Annotated in this window: 14 protein-coding genes and 1 pseudogene; 10 read left to right on the plus strand and 5 right to left on the minus strand. The window is 57.5% G+C overall.

Annotated elements, in window-relative coordinates:
- The first annotated feature begins 88 nt into the window (after nt 1-88).
- Nucleotides 89-1,525 (plus strand): DHA2 family efflux MFS transporter permease subunit, encoded by a 1,437-nt coding sequence (locus JMJ16_RS03125; protein WP_201378329.1) that lies wholly within the window; start codon nt 89-91, stop codon nt 1,523-1,525.
- 30 nt (nt 1,526-1,555) lie between these two features.
- Complete coding sequence (locus JMJ16_RS03130; protein ID WP_201378330.1) at nt 1,556-1,939, plus strand: hypothetical protein; 384 nt, start codon at nt 1,556-1,558, stop codon at nt 1,937-1,939.
- A 51-nt stretch (nt 1,940-1,990) separates the two neighbouring features.
- Here the strand turns inward: JMJ16_RS03130 and JMJ16_RS56705 are convergent.
- Nucleotides 1,991-2,110: pseudogene (locus tag JMJ16_RS56705) on the minus strand (sigma factor-like helix-turn-helix DNA-binding protein); the annotation flags it as partial.
- Nucleotides 2,111-2,256: 146 nt separating this feature from the next.
- On the opposite strand from JMJ16_RS56705, the gene JMJ16_RS03140 reads away from it, so the two are divergent.
- The 4 genes from JMJ16_RS03140 to JMJ16_RS03155 all read left to right on the plus strand — a co-directional run bounded on the left by JMJ16_RS03140 (nt 2,257) and on the right by JMJ16_RS03155 (nt 7,442).
- Complete coding sequence (locus JMJ16_RS03140; protein WP_201378334.1) at nt 2,257-2,412, plus strand: hypothetical protein; 156 nt, start codon at nt 2,257-2,259, stop codon at nt 2,410-2,412.
- Between the two features lie 1,028 nt (nt 2,413-3,440).
- Nucleotides 3,441-5,189 (plus strand): ABC transporter ATP-binding protein, encoded by a 1,749-nt coding sequence (locus JMJ16_RS03145; protein ID WP_236601163.1) that lies wholly within the window; start codon nt 3,441-3,443, stop codon nt 5,187-5,189.
- Nucleotides 5,186-6,955, plus strand: coding sequence for an ABC transporter ATP-binding protein (locus JMJ16_RS03150; RefSeq protein WP_201378335.1), 1,770 nt, complete (start codon nt 5,186-5,188; stop codon nt 6,953-6,955). The genes JMJ16_RS03145 and JMJ16_RS03150 overlap by 4 nt, the downstream gene beginning before the upstream one ends.
- A 334-nt stretch (nt 6,956-7,289) precedes the next feature.
- Nucleotides 7,290-7,442, plus strand: a complete 153-nt coding sequence (locus tag JMJ16_RS03155; protein WP_201378336.1) for a hypothetical protein — start codon at nt 7,290-7,292, stop codon at nt 7,440-7,442.
- A gap of 199 nt (nt 7,443-7,641) precedes the next feature.
- Here the strand turns inward: JMJ16_RS03155 and JMJ16_RS03160 are convergent, their stop codons facing one another.
- Nucleotides 7,642-8,031: a hypothetical protein gene (locus tag JMJ16_RS03160; protein ID WP_201378337.1), complete on the minus strand. Its 390-nt coding sequence runs from the start codon at nt 8,029-8,031 to the stop codon at nt 7,642-7,644.
- 236 nt (nt 8,032-8,267) lie between these two features.
- Between JMJ16_RS03160 and JMJ16_RS03165 the strand changes: the two genes are divergently transcribed.
- On the plus strand, nt 8,268-8,888 hold the full coding sequence (locus tag JMJ16_RS03165; protein WP_201378338.1) for a dihydrofolate reductase family protein: 621 nt from the start codon (nt 8,268-8,270) through the stop codon (nt 8,886-8,888).
- A gap of 125 nt (nt 8,889-9,013) precedes the next feature.
- Nucleotides 9,014-9,640 carry a hypothetical protein gene (locus JMJ16_RS03170; protein WP_236601165.1) on the plus strand — a complete coding sequence of 209 codons (627 nt, stop codon included), beginning with the start codon at nt 9,014-9,016 and terminating at the stop codon, nt 9,638-9,640.
- Here JMJ16_RS03170 and JMJ16_RS03175 read toward each other — a convergent pair.
- From JMJ16_RS03175 to JMJ16_RS03185, 3 genes are read right to left on the minus strand one after another with little or no spacing between them, the layout of a single operon-like run.
- Nucleotides 9,637-10,254: an IS630 family transposase gene (locus JMJ16_RS03175; RefSeq protein ID WP_201378339.1), complete on the minus strand. Its 618-nt coding sequence runs from the start codon at nt 10,252-10,254 to the stop codon at nt 9,637-9,639. The genes JMJ16_RS03170 and JMJ16_RS03175 overlap by 4 nt on opposite strands.
- Nucleotides 10,196-10,699, minus strand: coding sequence for a winged helix-turn-helix domain-containing protein (locus tag JMJ16_RS03180; RefSeq protein ID WP_201378340.1), 504 nt, complete (start codon nt 10,697-10,699; stop codon nt 10,196-10,198). Before JMJ16_RS03180 ends, JMJ16_RS03175 begins: the two co-directional genes overlap by 59 nt.
- 2 nt (nt 10,700-10,701) lie before the next feature.
- Complete coding sequence (locus tag JMJ16_RS03185; protein WP_201378342.1) at nt 10,702-10,941, minus strand: hypothetical protein; 240 nt, start codon at nt 10,939-10,941, stop codon at nt 10,702-10,704.
- 78 nt (nt 10,942-11,019) lie between these two features.
- Between JMJ16_RS03185 and JMJ16_RS03190 the strand changes: the two genes are divergently transcribed.
- Together JMJ16_RS03190 and JMJ16_RS03195 are read left to right on the plus strand one after the other, a co-directional pair.
- The gene (locus JMJ16_RS03190) at nt 11,020-11,751 is read left to right on the plus strand and encodes a hypothetical protein (protein ID WP_236601166.1); all 732 of its coding nucleotides are present in this window, start codon (nt 11,020-11,022) and stop codon (nt 11,749-11,751) included.
- Nucleotides 11,752-12,742: 991 nt separating this feature from the next.
- Nucleotides 12,743-13,432, plus strand: a complete 690-nt coding sequence (locus JMJ16_RS03195) for a Type 1 glutamine amidotransferase-like domain-containing protein (protein WP_201378349.1) — start codon at nt 12,743-12,745, stop codon at nt 13,430-13,432.
- Nucleotides 13,433-13,440 lie beyond the last annotated feature (8 nt).

A 13,440-nucleotide genomic window follows, 5' to 3' on the forward strand; every position in this document is an offset into this window, starting at 1 on the left:
GGCTCTGCAGTTGGTCCCATTTTTGACAACCTGTGGAGCTTTATCTCTGGATAAAAAGACTCTTCTCTCTTAAGAAAAGGAAAACATCATGCAAAACGCCCACGAAAAAGCCAGGCAAATCTGGGTGCTGATACTCGCCTCGCTGGCATCATTTATGGTCTCGCTCGATGCCACGGTCGTCGCGACCGCATTGACCACGATTCACCGGGACCTGGGCGTCTCGATCGCGAATCTGGAGTGGACCGTGAACGCCTACACCTTAAGCTTCGCGGTGCTGCTCATTCTGGCGGCTGCCCTGGGCGACCGCTTCGGGCGGCGGCGCATGTTCGTTGCTGGCCTCCTGCTGTTTGTCGGAGCGTCGGCGGCCTGCGCGCTCGCTCATGACATCGGCTGGCTGATTGCCGCGCGCACCATCCAGGGATGCGGAGCCGCGCTTGTGGCACCGCTGGCGCTGACACTGCTGAGCGCGGCCTTCCCGCTGCAGCAGCGAGCACAAGCGATGGGAATCTTTGGCAGCATCAGCGGGCTGGCCCTCATCGCCGGTCCGGTTGTGGGAGGAATCATCGCCCAGGGCCTGGCCTGGCAGTGGATCTTCTGGCTCAACGTGCCCATCGGCCTACTGGTTGTCACGCTCGTGCTCAGTCGCGTCCAGGAAAGTTTCGGGCCACGCACTTCGCTCGATCTCGGCGGCCTGCTGAGCATTTCGGGCGCCTCCCTCGGGCTGGTGTGGGGGCTGGTGCGCGGGAACAGCGCCGGCTGGGGCAGCGTTGAGGTCAAAGCCTCGCTTGTGGCCGGTGGGCTGCTCGCCATTGTCTTCGTTGCCTGGGAACTGCGTGCTCACGCGCCAATGGTGCCGATGCCCTTCTTTCGCTCTCGCGCCTTCTCTGCGGGCAACGCGGCGACCTTCTTGCAGGCTACGTCGTTGATCGGTGTCGTCTTCTTTCTGTCCCAATTTTTTCAAGTCGCGCAGGGCAATGGACCGCTGGGCGCCGGGCTGCGCCTACTGCCCTTGACCGCGACCCTGTTCGTGGTTGCCCCGCTGGCCGGTGCGCTCGTCAACCAGATTGGCGAGCAGGTTCTGGTAGCCACCGGGTTGCTCCTGCAAGCGATCGGGATCGCCTGGATCGGGCTGGTCGCCGCTCCCGGCCTGCCCTATGTGGAGCTCATTGCGCCGCTGATTATTGCCGGCTGCGGCGCCTCGTTGTCCCTTCCCGCCACGCAGAATGCCGTCATCAACGCGGTGAGAGCAGTCGACATCGGCAAGGCTTCCGGCGCTTTCAGCATGTTCCGTCAGCTTGGCGGTGCGTTCGGCGTGGCGATCCTGGCGGCGGTATTTGCCGCGACCGGCAGCCTCGGCACAGCAGGGGCTTTCAGCAGCGGCTTCGCGAGCGCGCTCTTCGTCGCCGCTGTCCTCTCGCTGCTGGGAGCGATCGCTGGCCTGGTGCTGCCCGGCAAGCAGGTCAAAGAAAGTGAGCCAGCGGAGAGGAACACAGCCGCTCTGCACGAAGAAGCGCTGAGCCGGTAACATCCTCTAAAAAACCGATCTTCATGCTCCTTGGTCTCTCGTTTCCCCTTCCATGGTGGACGGGAGGCCAAAAGCTGTGAAACTGGCCACATCCAGGAACACAACGATGCTGCCAATCTGTTCGCCTTCCATCCCCAGGACCCACAGGGAAGACAGCTGATAACCATCTTCCCCAATTTCCCGCCGATAGAGCCCGGAAGCCGGGCAGCCATTGGCGCGCGAGGGCTTCAGCCGCCATTGTTTGTCGGGAGTGAAGATTCGAAGCCGGAGCAGAGTCGCAATATCCGTTCGTCCCTGAACTCAGGTGGGAAGCGGCGGCATGGTCAACCACGCATCCTCTCGCAGCAGCGCCACCAGGCCAGGAACATCCGCCTGCTGCCACAGGGTCATGTAGCGATCAAGCAGGTTTTGTAATTGGGGGCGAGGCTGCGCAATCGGAGTCTCGCTTCCGTTTTCTTTCGAGCGCTAATGCACCGTTTGTCGGGCTCGCTGCAAAGCGGAGTTCACGGCGGGAACGGAGAGGTCAAGCCACTCGGCCACTTCAGAGGCCGGCCACTCCAGCACCTCGCGCAAGAGCAGAACGGCCCGCTGGGCAGGGGTTCATCGACTACCGCCGGGCCGATGCCGTCCCCATCCTGGATTTTGCCCATGCCGCTTCGTATATTAGTGCGATTGGAGACTCGGTACGAGCCGCCGGCCACTGGTTACCCACCCACTGGCTGGAGGGAGTCTTGCATCGACTCAAACACGAAGGACCAGAGCGCGTTCTTGTCCATCTCTGCCGCCTGTGCCTGCACTGTTCTGATCCAGAGGTACGCAAAAAGCTCCAATACCTTTCCCTCCGTCGCTCTCAGATGCTCTATCCCAGCTATCAGGCGGCAGGCTGACCTATCGGGTCCGGCATGGTGGAAAGCGCCAATAAGTTGGTCGTGGAGGCCCGGCTCAAAGGCGCGGGGATGCATTGGGAGCGTAAGAATGCCAACCCCATGTTGCTGCTACGCAATGCGGTATGCAATGATGGTTGGGAGGAAACCTGGCAGGGGAGAATGAGACAGGAGCAGCAGCGCTGCAAGCGAAAACGAGAGGACCAACGCGACAGACGCAGGAAGCAGATGGCTGCCCGACTCCTCTCGCTCTTGCTCCCGATCTTCCTAGCGACACCCTCTCCACATGACGTACCGCTTCCATCTAACAGCCACGCTTCATCCACTCCCACGAGCCCCATGGGGCGCACAGAGGCGCAGAAGCGCTGGGGACGGCGACCGATTTCTCTGCGGGGGATGCATCTTCAGGCGAAGTTTGCAAAACAAGAACCATGCCCTAGATACCACTTATCTCCTCTTTCACTTATTGTACATGTAGCGTCAAGCTGAGCGCATCGTTCCTTTGGACGGTGTTTTTTGGGGAGAGATACGCTAGGATTCCTCCAGCGACCTGCGTCTGTTTCCCTTATCTTCAGGGGCTTACTTCTCCCCTGTCCACAAAACTTTGAATCGCACCCAACAAGCGCTAAAAGCTTGACAAAACATCAAACATGTTCTATGTTTAATATACATTAATTTCCTCATGGAGGCCAATGCACGTATGCCCACGCACTACTAATGCACGCTCAACCACGCTGCTGGTGAAAAAACAGGTAACATCTCTCTTCGTCAAATAACGCTATCTTTCCATGTAATGAAAGAAGGATTGGCGGGTATCGTTTGGCAGGCTGTTTTAGTTACTTGTCTGTGTGCATGTGTAGTTCTGGTGAGACAACGGTGCGAGGCTCATCCTCCTTCCAACCCTTTGCTCTCCATGCTTCCTACCAACACCATAAAGAGGCTTCTCTGCGCGCTTTTTTCGCGCCTGCGCTTGCCCACCAGTATGCAATTGATTATTCTCTGTTTAACTTTGAACTGGAAAGGACGCAGGGGTGAGCTTACGACCGTTTAAACGTTACTTTGGCCTGCTCGCACGCTATCTTAAGCCCCAGTGGGGGAAAGTTTTGCTCATGTCAGTACTACTGCTCATCAGCATTGGTTTACAGCTTTATAATCCAAAGGTGCTGGGCGACTTTATCAATGCGACGTTACAGCAGGGATTTGCGCAGTCGCTTGCCTGGCTGGCGTTGCTGTATCTGCTGGTCTCGTTCCTCAATCAGGGGGCCACAGTTGTCTCGGAGTATCTGTGCGAGAAGGTAGCCTGGACGGCGATCAATGAGTTGCGTGCCGATCTGCTGGCTCATGTCTTAACCCTGGACCAGGCTTTTCATAAACAGCATACCCAGGGGGAACTGCTTGAGCGTATAGATGGAGATGTCAACGATCTCTCGAACTTCTTCTCGAAGTTTATAGTGCATATGCTTTTTCACCTGCTGCTTATGTTGGGGCTGCTGGTTGTGCTGACCTCGATTGATTGGCGGCTGGGTCTTAGCATGGGCGGATACTGTCTGCTGGTGATTGTGGCGCTGACCTGGATGCGCCGCCCCTCGGTTGCGCGCTGGGTGGTTGCCCGGCAGGCCAGCGCGGACTTCTTTGGCTTCCTGGGCGAGTCCCTGGCGGCGACGGAGGATATTCGCGCCAATGGCGGCATGAACTATGTCTGGCGGCACTTTTATGATCGCTTCTACCGCTGGTATGCCACCACCTGCCATGCTGGCTGGTCAGGGGCCTCCCCCTGGATCATCTCGCAGGCACTCTTCGCCCTGGGGCGAGTTCTAGGACTGGTTCTGGGCGCCTATCTCTGGAGTATTGGGCTGGCCTCGGCTGGCACGGTCTACCTGATTTTTGTCTATAGCTCTCTGCTGATGCAGCCCCTGGACCAGGTGCAATGGCAGCTTCAGGATCTCAATAAATCCGAATCTTGCATTCGGCGCATTGGAGAGCTCTTCGCGACGCGCCCGGCTATTCAGGATGGGTCTGGCGCAAAGCCCGCCGCCGGGGCACTCTCGGTAACGTTCGAGCATGTCGCCTTTGGCTATAGCGCGGATGAGTCTGTGCTCAAGGACATGACCTTCCACCTGCCAGCCGGGCGTGTCATGGGCATCGTGGGGCGTACTGGTGGTGGCAAGACGACGGTTACGCGCCTGCTCTTTCGTATGTACGATCCACAATCCGGCACAATTCTCCTGAACGAGGTTCCGCTCACGGAGATGCGCCTGGGCGAACTGCGCCAGCGGATCAGTCTGATCACGCAGGATGTACAGCTCTTCGATGCCACAGTTCGCGATAACCTGGCCTTCTTCAGGCGTGATATCACGGATGAGCAGATTCTCTCGGTCCTGGAGGAGATTGGTCTCCTGCCCTGGTATACCTCGCTCTCCCAGGGCCTGGAAACTATGCTGGGCGCAGGCGGCGCAGGCCTCTCGGCTGGTGAGGCGCAATTGCTGGCCTGCGCGCGGGTCTTCCTGACCAACCCGGACCTTGTGGTGCTCGACGAGGCTTCTTCGCGCCTGGACCCCCTGACACAGAGGCTAATGGAGCAGGGAATGGCGAAGCTCTTTGCCAACCGCACGGGTATCGTGATCGCGCACCGCCTGGAGACGCTTCAGCGCGTTGACGATATCCTTGTGATCGAGAATGGTGAGATTCTGGAAATAGGTCCACGAATGGATCTGGCGAATGATCCCACTTCACACTTTGCACGCTTGCTACAACATGTTGATGGAGCGATATACGCATGAAGACATATCAACTGCTTGGGGCTTTGAATCATTATCGTATCTTTTATCAGGTCAGGGCGGTGATCGGCTCTTTTATCAGCAATGGCGCAACGGTGGTCTTTGGCCTGCTACTCCAGCGGCTCTTTGACACGCTTTATCAGAGGCCACACTTTGACGAGGTCCTGGGGCTGCTCCTGGTGACTCTCTTTGGGCTTATCCTGGCACAGATGGGGATTCAATTCATTGGTTTCGATAACACCCTGAAGGTACATTACCCCGTGCGTGGCCTGCTATGCCGCAATGTCCTCGCGCAGATTTTTCAGTTACCGGGAGCGCGAGCCGTCAATGCTTCACTGGGGGAGACGCTCAATATCCTGCGTGACGACACGGAGACCGTCGCCTATGCTCCTGGTGTGGGCTTGCTTGGGGCCTGGCTCTTCGCCATCGTGGCTATCATTATTCTCCTGCGTATCGACGCGCTGATCACTCTGCTGGTCCTTATACCGCTCACGCTCGTCATCGTTATCGCCCAGGCTTTGATGAAGAGCGTGGAGAAGTATCGCGAGGCCAGCCGTAGCGCCACCGGCAAGGTTACGGGCCTGATTGGCGAGATTCTGGGGGCGACGCAGGCTATCCAGATCGCGGGCGCCGAGGAGCCCATCATTGCGCACTTTCGCCAACTGAGTGATCAACGCCTAGTGAAGATGTTGCGTGAGCGCCTGCAAAACGACAGTATTAATGCCATGCTTGGCAACGCGGTCGGCCTGAGAACGGGCCTGATTCTCTTTCTCTTCGCTCTCAACGCCCATGCCGCCCACCTGACCATCGGCGATATCGCCCTCTTCATCTTCTATATCGACTATATCGCGGGCGCCATCTCCGGCATTGGGGCGGACCTGGGTAACTACGCGCAGGTCAGGGTCTCCCTGGGACGCCTGCTGTCTTTGATGCAGGGCCAGGGGCAGGAGCGCAAGCTGGTCGAGCCGCATCCCGTTTCACTAAAGAAAGGGCCGCTGACGATAACTGAAACGGCTGTTAGCCCTCTTTGGGAGCGGTTGGAGTATATCACAACCACCGATCTGGCCTATCACTATCCTGGAGGTGTGGGAATCGAGGGTATCAATCTGAGCCTCCAGCGTGGGGCGCTCACCGCGATTGTTGGTCGTGTTGGCTCGGGCAAGACGACCCTGGTGCGCACGCTGTTGGGCCAGTTGCCCAGAGAGCGGGGCGAGATCCAGTGGAATGGGAAGCCGGTAACGGACGCGGCAACCTTCTTTGTTCCGCCACACTCAGCCTATACGCCGCAGATCCCTCACCTCTTTAGTGACAGCTTGCAGGCCAATATCCTGCTTGGACAGGCCGAGGGGCAGGCGGACATCCAGGGGGCACTCTATCAAGCCGTGCTGGACAGCGATGTCGCGGACTTTCCCCAGGGCGTGCAGACGGAGATCGGCACGCGTGGTATGAAGCTCTCAGGGGGGCAGGCCCAGCGCACCGCTGCCGCGCGCATGCTGGCAGGCCCAGCGGAACTGCTCGTCCTGGATGATCTCTCCAGCGCCCTGGACGTGGAGACCGAGAGCCTGCTCTGGCAGAGGCTCTTCGCCCGGCGCGAGCAGACTTACCTCGTCGTCACCCATCGCCGGGCGGTCCTGCGTCGCGCTGACCACATTCTCGTGCTCAAAGACGGCCAGCTTGAAGCCCAGGGAACTCTGGCCCACCTGCTAGAGCACTCCGACGAGATGCGCGCCCTCTGGCACGATGAACAAGATAGGCACGATGGGGAGTGACTAGAATATCTGTTACAGGAGGAAGGGAATTATCTATGCATGACAGAAAAAAGAGTAATCCTTTGCTGCGAGAAGATATTGAGCGTTTGTGCCGTGAGGTAGGAGGGGCACATCTCCTCGATCTGGAACGCCAGAATCTGTTGAGTATTGATCTGACCAATGCCGTTTTAGCTAATATTCATCGATATTCTACCTGGCATCGTCTGTGGAGGCCCACTCGCCCAAAGGCAGTACCTTTACTCGGTCACCATCGCTGGTATTATTCCCGCGCTGCGCGCTATTCATCTCATCCATACCATGCGTATATTACGCATAATATAACGAGGAACAAGGGATGGCAACACAGCCACCGCAGACGCTTATACAGGTGAAAGAGGTCGAGAAGGGTGCAGGCTCTGCAAGCTCTGGGACCAGAGAAGAGGTTCAGTACTGGTATGCACAGGCTGGGCGTCTTGGCCTCCCCTCTTCGGATCGTCCTGATGCATAAAGTGTGAAGCCTCTACCTTGCCCCGCGACCTCTCCGTAAGAGGTCGCGGGGCAAGGTAGAGGCTTCACACTTTATGCATTTAGGGGGTGGAATTCATTTTTTTGCAAAGAGACCTTTAACCCTATAGGCGCCCGATTTATCGCGCGCAAGGCGATTTATCGCCTGAGCACAGGGAAGCAATCAGCCATTTGCTATCGTGTTATTTGCTCTGGAGCAATACCGCATTCTGACAAATCGCCTGATATGTCGTATCACTACGATAAATCGCCTTGCGCGCGATAAATCGGGCGCCTATGTCTGGGGGACCATTGCAAAATTTTGAATCGCACTCTCCAAGATCTACCAGCAGTTGTTCAACTCTTCTGATGGGACAGTGATGTCGCCCCACCTCATGTTGCCATGCACGAGCAAGGGCATCCTCAACACGTTCTTGCTCAATTCTCCGGCGACGAAGTCGTGGAGCATATTTAGGAGTAGTCACGAACCTGGCACAGGTGACATACAAGTTACACTCGCAAGGTCCCTCTTGTGGCAGGCGCAGATAACGCTCCAGTTCTCGCTCCGATTTGATGAGTTGGTTTTGAGCCAATTCACTGCCTCATCAGAACGTGTCCCTGTTCGCAACGTTTCCGCATATGAACCGGCAATCATGGATCCTGGCTCCAAAACTGTTTGATCGTCCTTCCCACGGATTGCGCAACGAGATGTCACTCTCTTATGGAAAACCTGTGGGGGCGACCGCATCGAAAGAGATGAAGAAGAATGAATATCTAGCCCCCTGATTGAGAGGGCTTGGAACCCCAGGAACAGTGAAAGAAGGATATCATGCGGAAACTCATTGTCAGCAACTTGGTGTCATTGGATGGCTATTACGAAGGGAAAGATCGAAATCTCGATGCGCTCTTCGACTATTTCCACGAAGACTACTCAGGGGATGAGCACTTCGATTACTATAATACTGAACGGCTGCGTGCCGCCGATACCCTGCTCCTGAGTGGCCGCACGTCCTTTTTAGGCAACAAGGCGTATTGGACGGGGGTACCACACGACCCGAATGCCACCGCAATCAGACGTGAGTTTGCAGGGCTGATGCAGTCTGTCGAGAAAATCGTGGTTTCGGATACCATTACCCGCGAGGATTTAGCGCCCTGGGAGGATACGACGCGCATCGTCAGAGGGGCGGATGTGTACCAGGAGGTTGCCGCGCTCAAGCAGCAACCAGGCAGAGACATCTTCACGTTTGTGAGCCGTATGCTCTGGAACGACCTGCTCCTGCATGATCTGGTTGATGAACTGCACCTCACGATTTTTCCGGTGATCGTAGGTGAGGGGACCCCGCTGTTCACGGGCCGCCCGCCAGTGTCGCTCAAACTCCTTGCCACACGCACCTGGCAAGGCTCTGGCAACATCCTCGCTTGTTATCAAGTGGGTCGGATGAAGTCATAAATCCCACGCGACGTGCAGAGAGCCAGCTCACCTGTAGCGAGCCAGGGAGCGATGTGCTTCTTTGAGAGGAAAAAGACCCTCATTCTCTCAAGGAGGCACCTATAACCAGTATCGCCGATAGATCAGTGCGTATCCAGACCTCTTCCGAGCCCGTTCCCTCAACACCTTCCTGGCTCGGAGAAGTCGTGTTGATCAGTAGTTATCTTCGCAAGCATGAGGTCCTGAGCAAGATCACAGAGCACATGCGCTTTGCCCGACGGCGCTTTGGACGCTATGACGTGGTCGACTTTCTGGCCATCCTCTTCGGCTATCCTATCAGCGGAGAACGCACCTTGGAGGAATTCTACGAGAGCCTCCAGCCCTTTGCTATTCCGTTCATGGCTCTGTTTGAGCGGGATCAGTTGCCCTCTCGTTCGGCGCTGTCCCGTTTTTTAGCGGCAGTGACAGAGGCTCCTATCGAAGCGCTACGCACGCTCTTTCTCGATGATCTGTTGAGTCGCCCACTCACCCCTGACAAGCAAACTGGGGATCTGATGGATCGAACAGGTCGTGGCTGGATGGTGTTTGACATCGACGGCACGCGGGAAGCGGCCCGGCAACGTGCGCTTCCTCTGACTGATGACCTTCCCACACCCTGTCGCTGGTTGGATGACGTGTGTGCTCCTGGCTACCGAGGCCGCAAGCGCGGGGAAGTGGTCAGGACGCGGACAACCGTGTCGCAGGCGCACAGTTATCATATCAAATCCGTTTAAGTAGTGCATAAAGAAGGCCACCAGTGAAAGGAGGTACGCCCACGGATCATTTCAGGATGAGCTTGGAGCCAGCGGCAACGGGCAACTTGAACGTCTTCCAGTTCGTCAAGCGAGCTGAAGACCCGGTTGGCCAGCGGCTCATTGGAGAGAGGCCACAAGCGTTCAGCGGGCTGCAACTCGGGCGAATGGGAGGGCAAAAAGAGCAGATGAAGCCCCTCGGGGATCACGAGATCGCCACTCTTGTGCCAGCCCGCTTGATCGAGAACCAGGAGAATCCGCTTGTCTGGCCCGGCACCTTGTTCCTGAGCGAAGGCTGCCAGAGCGAGAGAAAAGGCCGCCGTATTAACCGTCGGCATGAGTAACCAGCTCGTCTTGCCGCTCTGTGGCTCAACAAAGCCGTACAGGTGCATCCATTGATAGCGATGGCGGACCACCGCCCGAACACGACTCCCTTTGCGCGCCCAAACCCGACGCAGAACGGGTTTGAGACCGATGCGATGCTCGTCCTGGCTCCAGAGTTCCACTTTGGCTTCGGGATACGCCTGTTGCAGCTTTTCAACCTCCTCCGGGAGTTTTTTTAAAAGCCTGTTGCGTGGCTTCGTCGCTCTGCTCATGCTGCGGGCGAGGCACGCGCGTGCTCCTGCCAAGCCGCCGCAAGTAATCCCAGCCACGACGCGGATCCACATCGCGCCCCAGGCATTGCGCCATCCAGGCCGCGACTTTGGGACCGTTCCACAGCCCTCCGTCAGCAGGAGGCTGATCGAGAGCCTGGTCGAGTTCCTTCTGCTGCTCCAGGCTGAGCAGCGTGGGCGCTCCTTTCAAGCTTTGACGCTGGTCACGGATCGCTTGCTCGCCAGCTTGATTCCAACGGTGGACAATGGTCCGAATCCATCTGGCGGTATAGCCAAGCATGAGCGCCACCTGATCTGGCGTGTGGCCCTCCTTCATCAGCCACAGGATGTGCCAATGCGTTCGCTCAGTTGGGTTGGTTGCGCTTCGGTATCGCTCATGAAGCTCTTCGGTTGTCAATTCGGTGGTCACGGTGACTCTTTTTGCCATGCTCACATTCTACACTCTTTAAACGGTTTTGATATCAGTGGCTCGGCAGTTTCGGGAACCGAGGCAGTGGGCTGTATCGAACGGAACTGTGCCAGAGCCTCGCCGCCATCCGCCGGTATCTCACGACGTATCAGCTCCCGCAAGAACAAACGCTGCTCCGCCTCGACGGCCAATATGGGAACGGAGCCGTACTGACTGACCTGGCTGGCTTCGCGTTTGTCACCCGTGGCAAAGACTACCACCTACTTGATCATCCGCAGATTGCGGCACGGCTGCACCTGCCACCTGATCAGGTGCAACAGCGCCCCGAAAGCCACCTGATGCGCAGTTTGTACGATTGCCCCCACCAGATCCCGGTGGGACCCGAGGGGGCGCCCTGCCGCGTGGTCGTGGCGACGCATCCCGCCACGAAGAAGAAGAGTCCCATTGGGGTCACACGCGCAGGAGTGGTCTACAAACTCTTCTTCACGAACCTGCCCCAACAGGCATTTACCGCTTGCGATGTTGTTGAGTTGTACCTGCATCGCGGTGCCTTTGAGCCGGTCATCTCAGATGAAGACCAAGAGCAGGATCCGGACCGCTGGTGCAGCCACTCGGCCTGGGGACAGGAGTGCTGGCAACTGATCACCCAATGGGTCTGGAACCTGAGACTCGAATTGGGGCATCACCTCCATCCTGACTCAGTCCGCACGACCGAGTTTGCACCTGCTCTCCCACCCTCTCCACCACATACCGCTCCTGCCTCTGGCTATGCCCCTCCAGAAGTTGGTTCAGCATGGAAGGCCGGTCGCTTCGCAGGCCATGACTTTTCTCTCCAGCCCGATGGAATGCTTCAGTGCCCTGCTGGCCAGAAGCTGACCCCACATGAGCAACGCAGAGAAGCTGACGGGAGCCTGCGCATCGTGTATGGAGCAAGCATCCGCAGTTGTCGTCCTTGTCCGCTGCGCGAGCAATGTCAATGGCAGGGCAGCAAAACCTCGAAGCCGCGCCAGGTCAGCGTGCTGCTGCATCCGCTCTCCATTGGTCCCGCCCCACTGCTCTGGCGAGATTAGAGTCGCAGAGCACATCGACGTGCCTGTATTCGGCTCGTGCGGCACCAACGCCTCGAAGTGAGCCTGTCGTCTCCCGCCGCTTTGCCACCCACCGCGAACGCGATCCTCTCCCGGGCGTAGCGTGCGCGCTCGCGCCTCTCGTGGGCCGAGCGGCTCGCTCGCAATGCGCGCCCGGAAACTTCTGGACAAGTCGCGATCAAGTTGTTCGGCATTCCAGCAGACTTTGCCACCTCACTTGGTTTCGCGATAGCTTAACTTCGCGCTTCTCCGCCGATAGGCTCCCTCTTCTCGGACAAGCTGGCTTCTCCGAGTGAAGGCATCTCGGCCTCTTTTCCTGGCTGGGTCTCACTTCTTCCTCTCTTCTGCCTTTTTTTGCCCTCCATCCCACCGGTTTGGCTGGCTCTAATGGATTCCCTGTCCGGTTCTGCATGCCTTTCGCTTACGGATCAATGATTAGCTCTTCAACAAGCTCGTTGCGCATCGCGTGGGCTCTTCCACAATCAAATGGTTCCTTCACAAGGGGCATTGGCACTTCGCCTCTGCTCCTTCTGAATCCTTGTGCGTTTCTGGACCTCCAAGGGGGAGAATTTTCGGAGGAACTGCTGCGAAAATTTGGGTGAAACGCAGGAAATCAGCGTGAAACCCAGGAATGGATCGGCTCTCGCCCTGGAGAAACCGCTCTCCATCGAGAGAAACGATATGGAATACTGGAAATACGCTGCCTCTGAGACCGTGTTTTGGAATGCGCGGCGACAGCCCTGCATGGCAAGCAGAGCAAGATAGGAGAAGTTTTTGCGCATGTTTGACGGTAGAATGTCTTGCATGCAATGAGGGAGCGGAAGACCTTTGTGCGCAAGACTGACAGCGAGAGCAGACGACTCAGCGCTATGAGAAACGCAGTCGTTGCGTTCTAGGAGAGGTCGGCCTCAGTCTCAACGAGTGGGACTGGAGGAGCCTTTCTGCTCCCATGAAATCGTCAAGGAGAGGCATCATGAAATTTCTGCTCACCTCTGGTGGCATCAGCAACGACAGCATTCGTCACGCCCTGGTTGATCTGCTGGGCAAACCGATCGCCGAGTCCAGCGCCCTCTACATTCCCACCGCGTTGTACGCCAACCCCAATGGTCCGTCCATGGCCGCCCGGCTGATCCGCGGAGAGACCAACACTGCTCCATTCCCTGATGGATTCACCTCCCTGTGCGAGATGGGGTGGAAGTCGTTAGGCGTGCTGGAGCTCACCGCGCTATCCAGTATCGATGAAGAGCGTTGGCTCCCGCTCGTCCAGGAAACGGACACCCTGCTGGTGGAAGGCGGCGATCCTCTGTATCTGTGCTACTGGATGCGGCAATCCGGACTGGCCAATCTCTTGCCGAAGCTTCCCGAGGCGGTCTACGTGGGGGTGAGCGCCGGGAGCATGGTGATGGCCCCCTGCATCGGGGAGTACTTCGTCGGCTGGAAGCCGCCCACCGGCGGCGATAGAACGCTGAGACTGGTTGATTTTGCGATGTTTCCGCACCTGGATAACCCCTCTCTGCCGGGCAATTCCCTGGCCAACGCTGAAAAATGGGCCGCCGGCATGCCGGTTCCGTCGTACTTGATGGACGATCAGACCGCCATCAAAGTGATTGATGGCGTTGTCGAAGTGGTCTCCGAAGGCCATTGGAAACGGTTTACGCCCTAATGGGGGTC

The organism is Ktedonobacter sp. SOSP1-52 (assembly GCF_016587395.1).

Coding starts and splice junctions, on each gene's coding strand:
- JMJ16_RS03155 (WP_201378336.1), top strand. CDS start 7,290: ATGGCAACACAGCCACCGCAGACGCTTATACAGGTGAAAGAGGTCGAG.
- JMJ16_RS03180 (WP_201378340.1), bottom strand. CDS start 10,699: ATGGCAAAAAGAGTCACCGTGACCACCGAATTGACAACCGAAGAGCTT.
- JMJ16_RS03165 (WP_201378338.1), top strand. CDS start 8,268: ATGCGGAAACTCATTGTCAGCAACTTGGTGTCATTGGATGGCTATTAC.
- JMJ16_RS03190 (WP_236601166.1), top strand. CDS start 11,020: ATGCGCAGTTTGTACGATTGCCCCCACCAGATCCCGGTGGGACCCGAG.
- JMJ16_RS03150 (WP_201378335.1), top strand. CDS start 5,186: ATGAAGACATATCAACTGCTTGGGGCTTTGAATCATTATCGTATCTTT.
- JMJ16_RS03125 (WP_201378329.1), top strand. CDS start 89: ATGCAAAACGCCCACGAAAAAGCCAGGCAAATCTGGGTGCTGATACTC.
- JMJ16_RS03195 (WP_201378349.1), top strand. CDS start 12,743: ATGAAATTTCTGCTCACCTCTGGTGGCATCAGCAACGACAGCATTCGT.
- JMJ16_RS03175 (WP_201378339.1), bottom strand. CDS start 10,254: ATGAGCAGAGCGACGAAGCCACGCAACAGGCTTTTAAAAAAACTCCCG.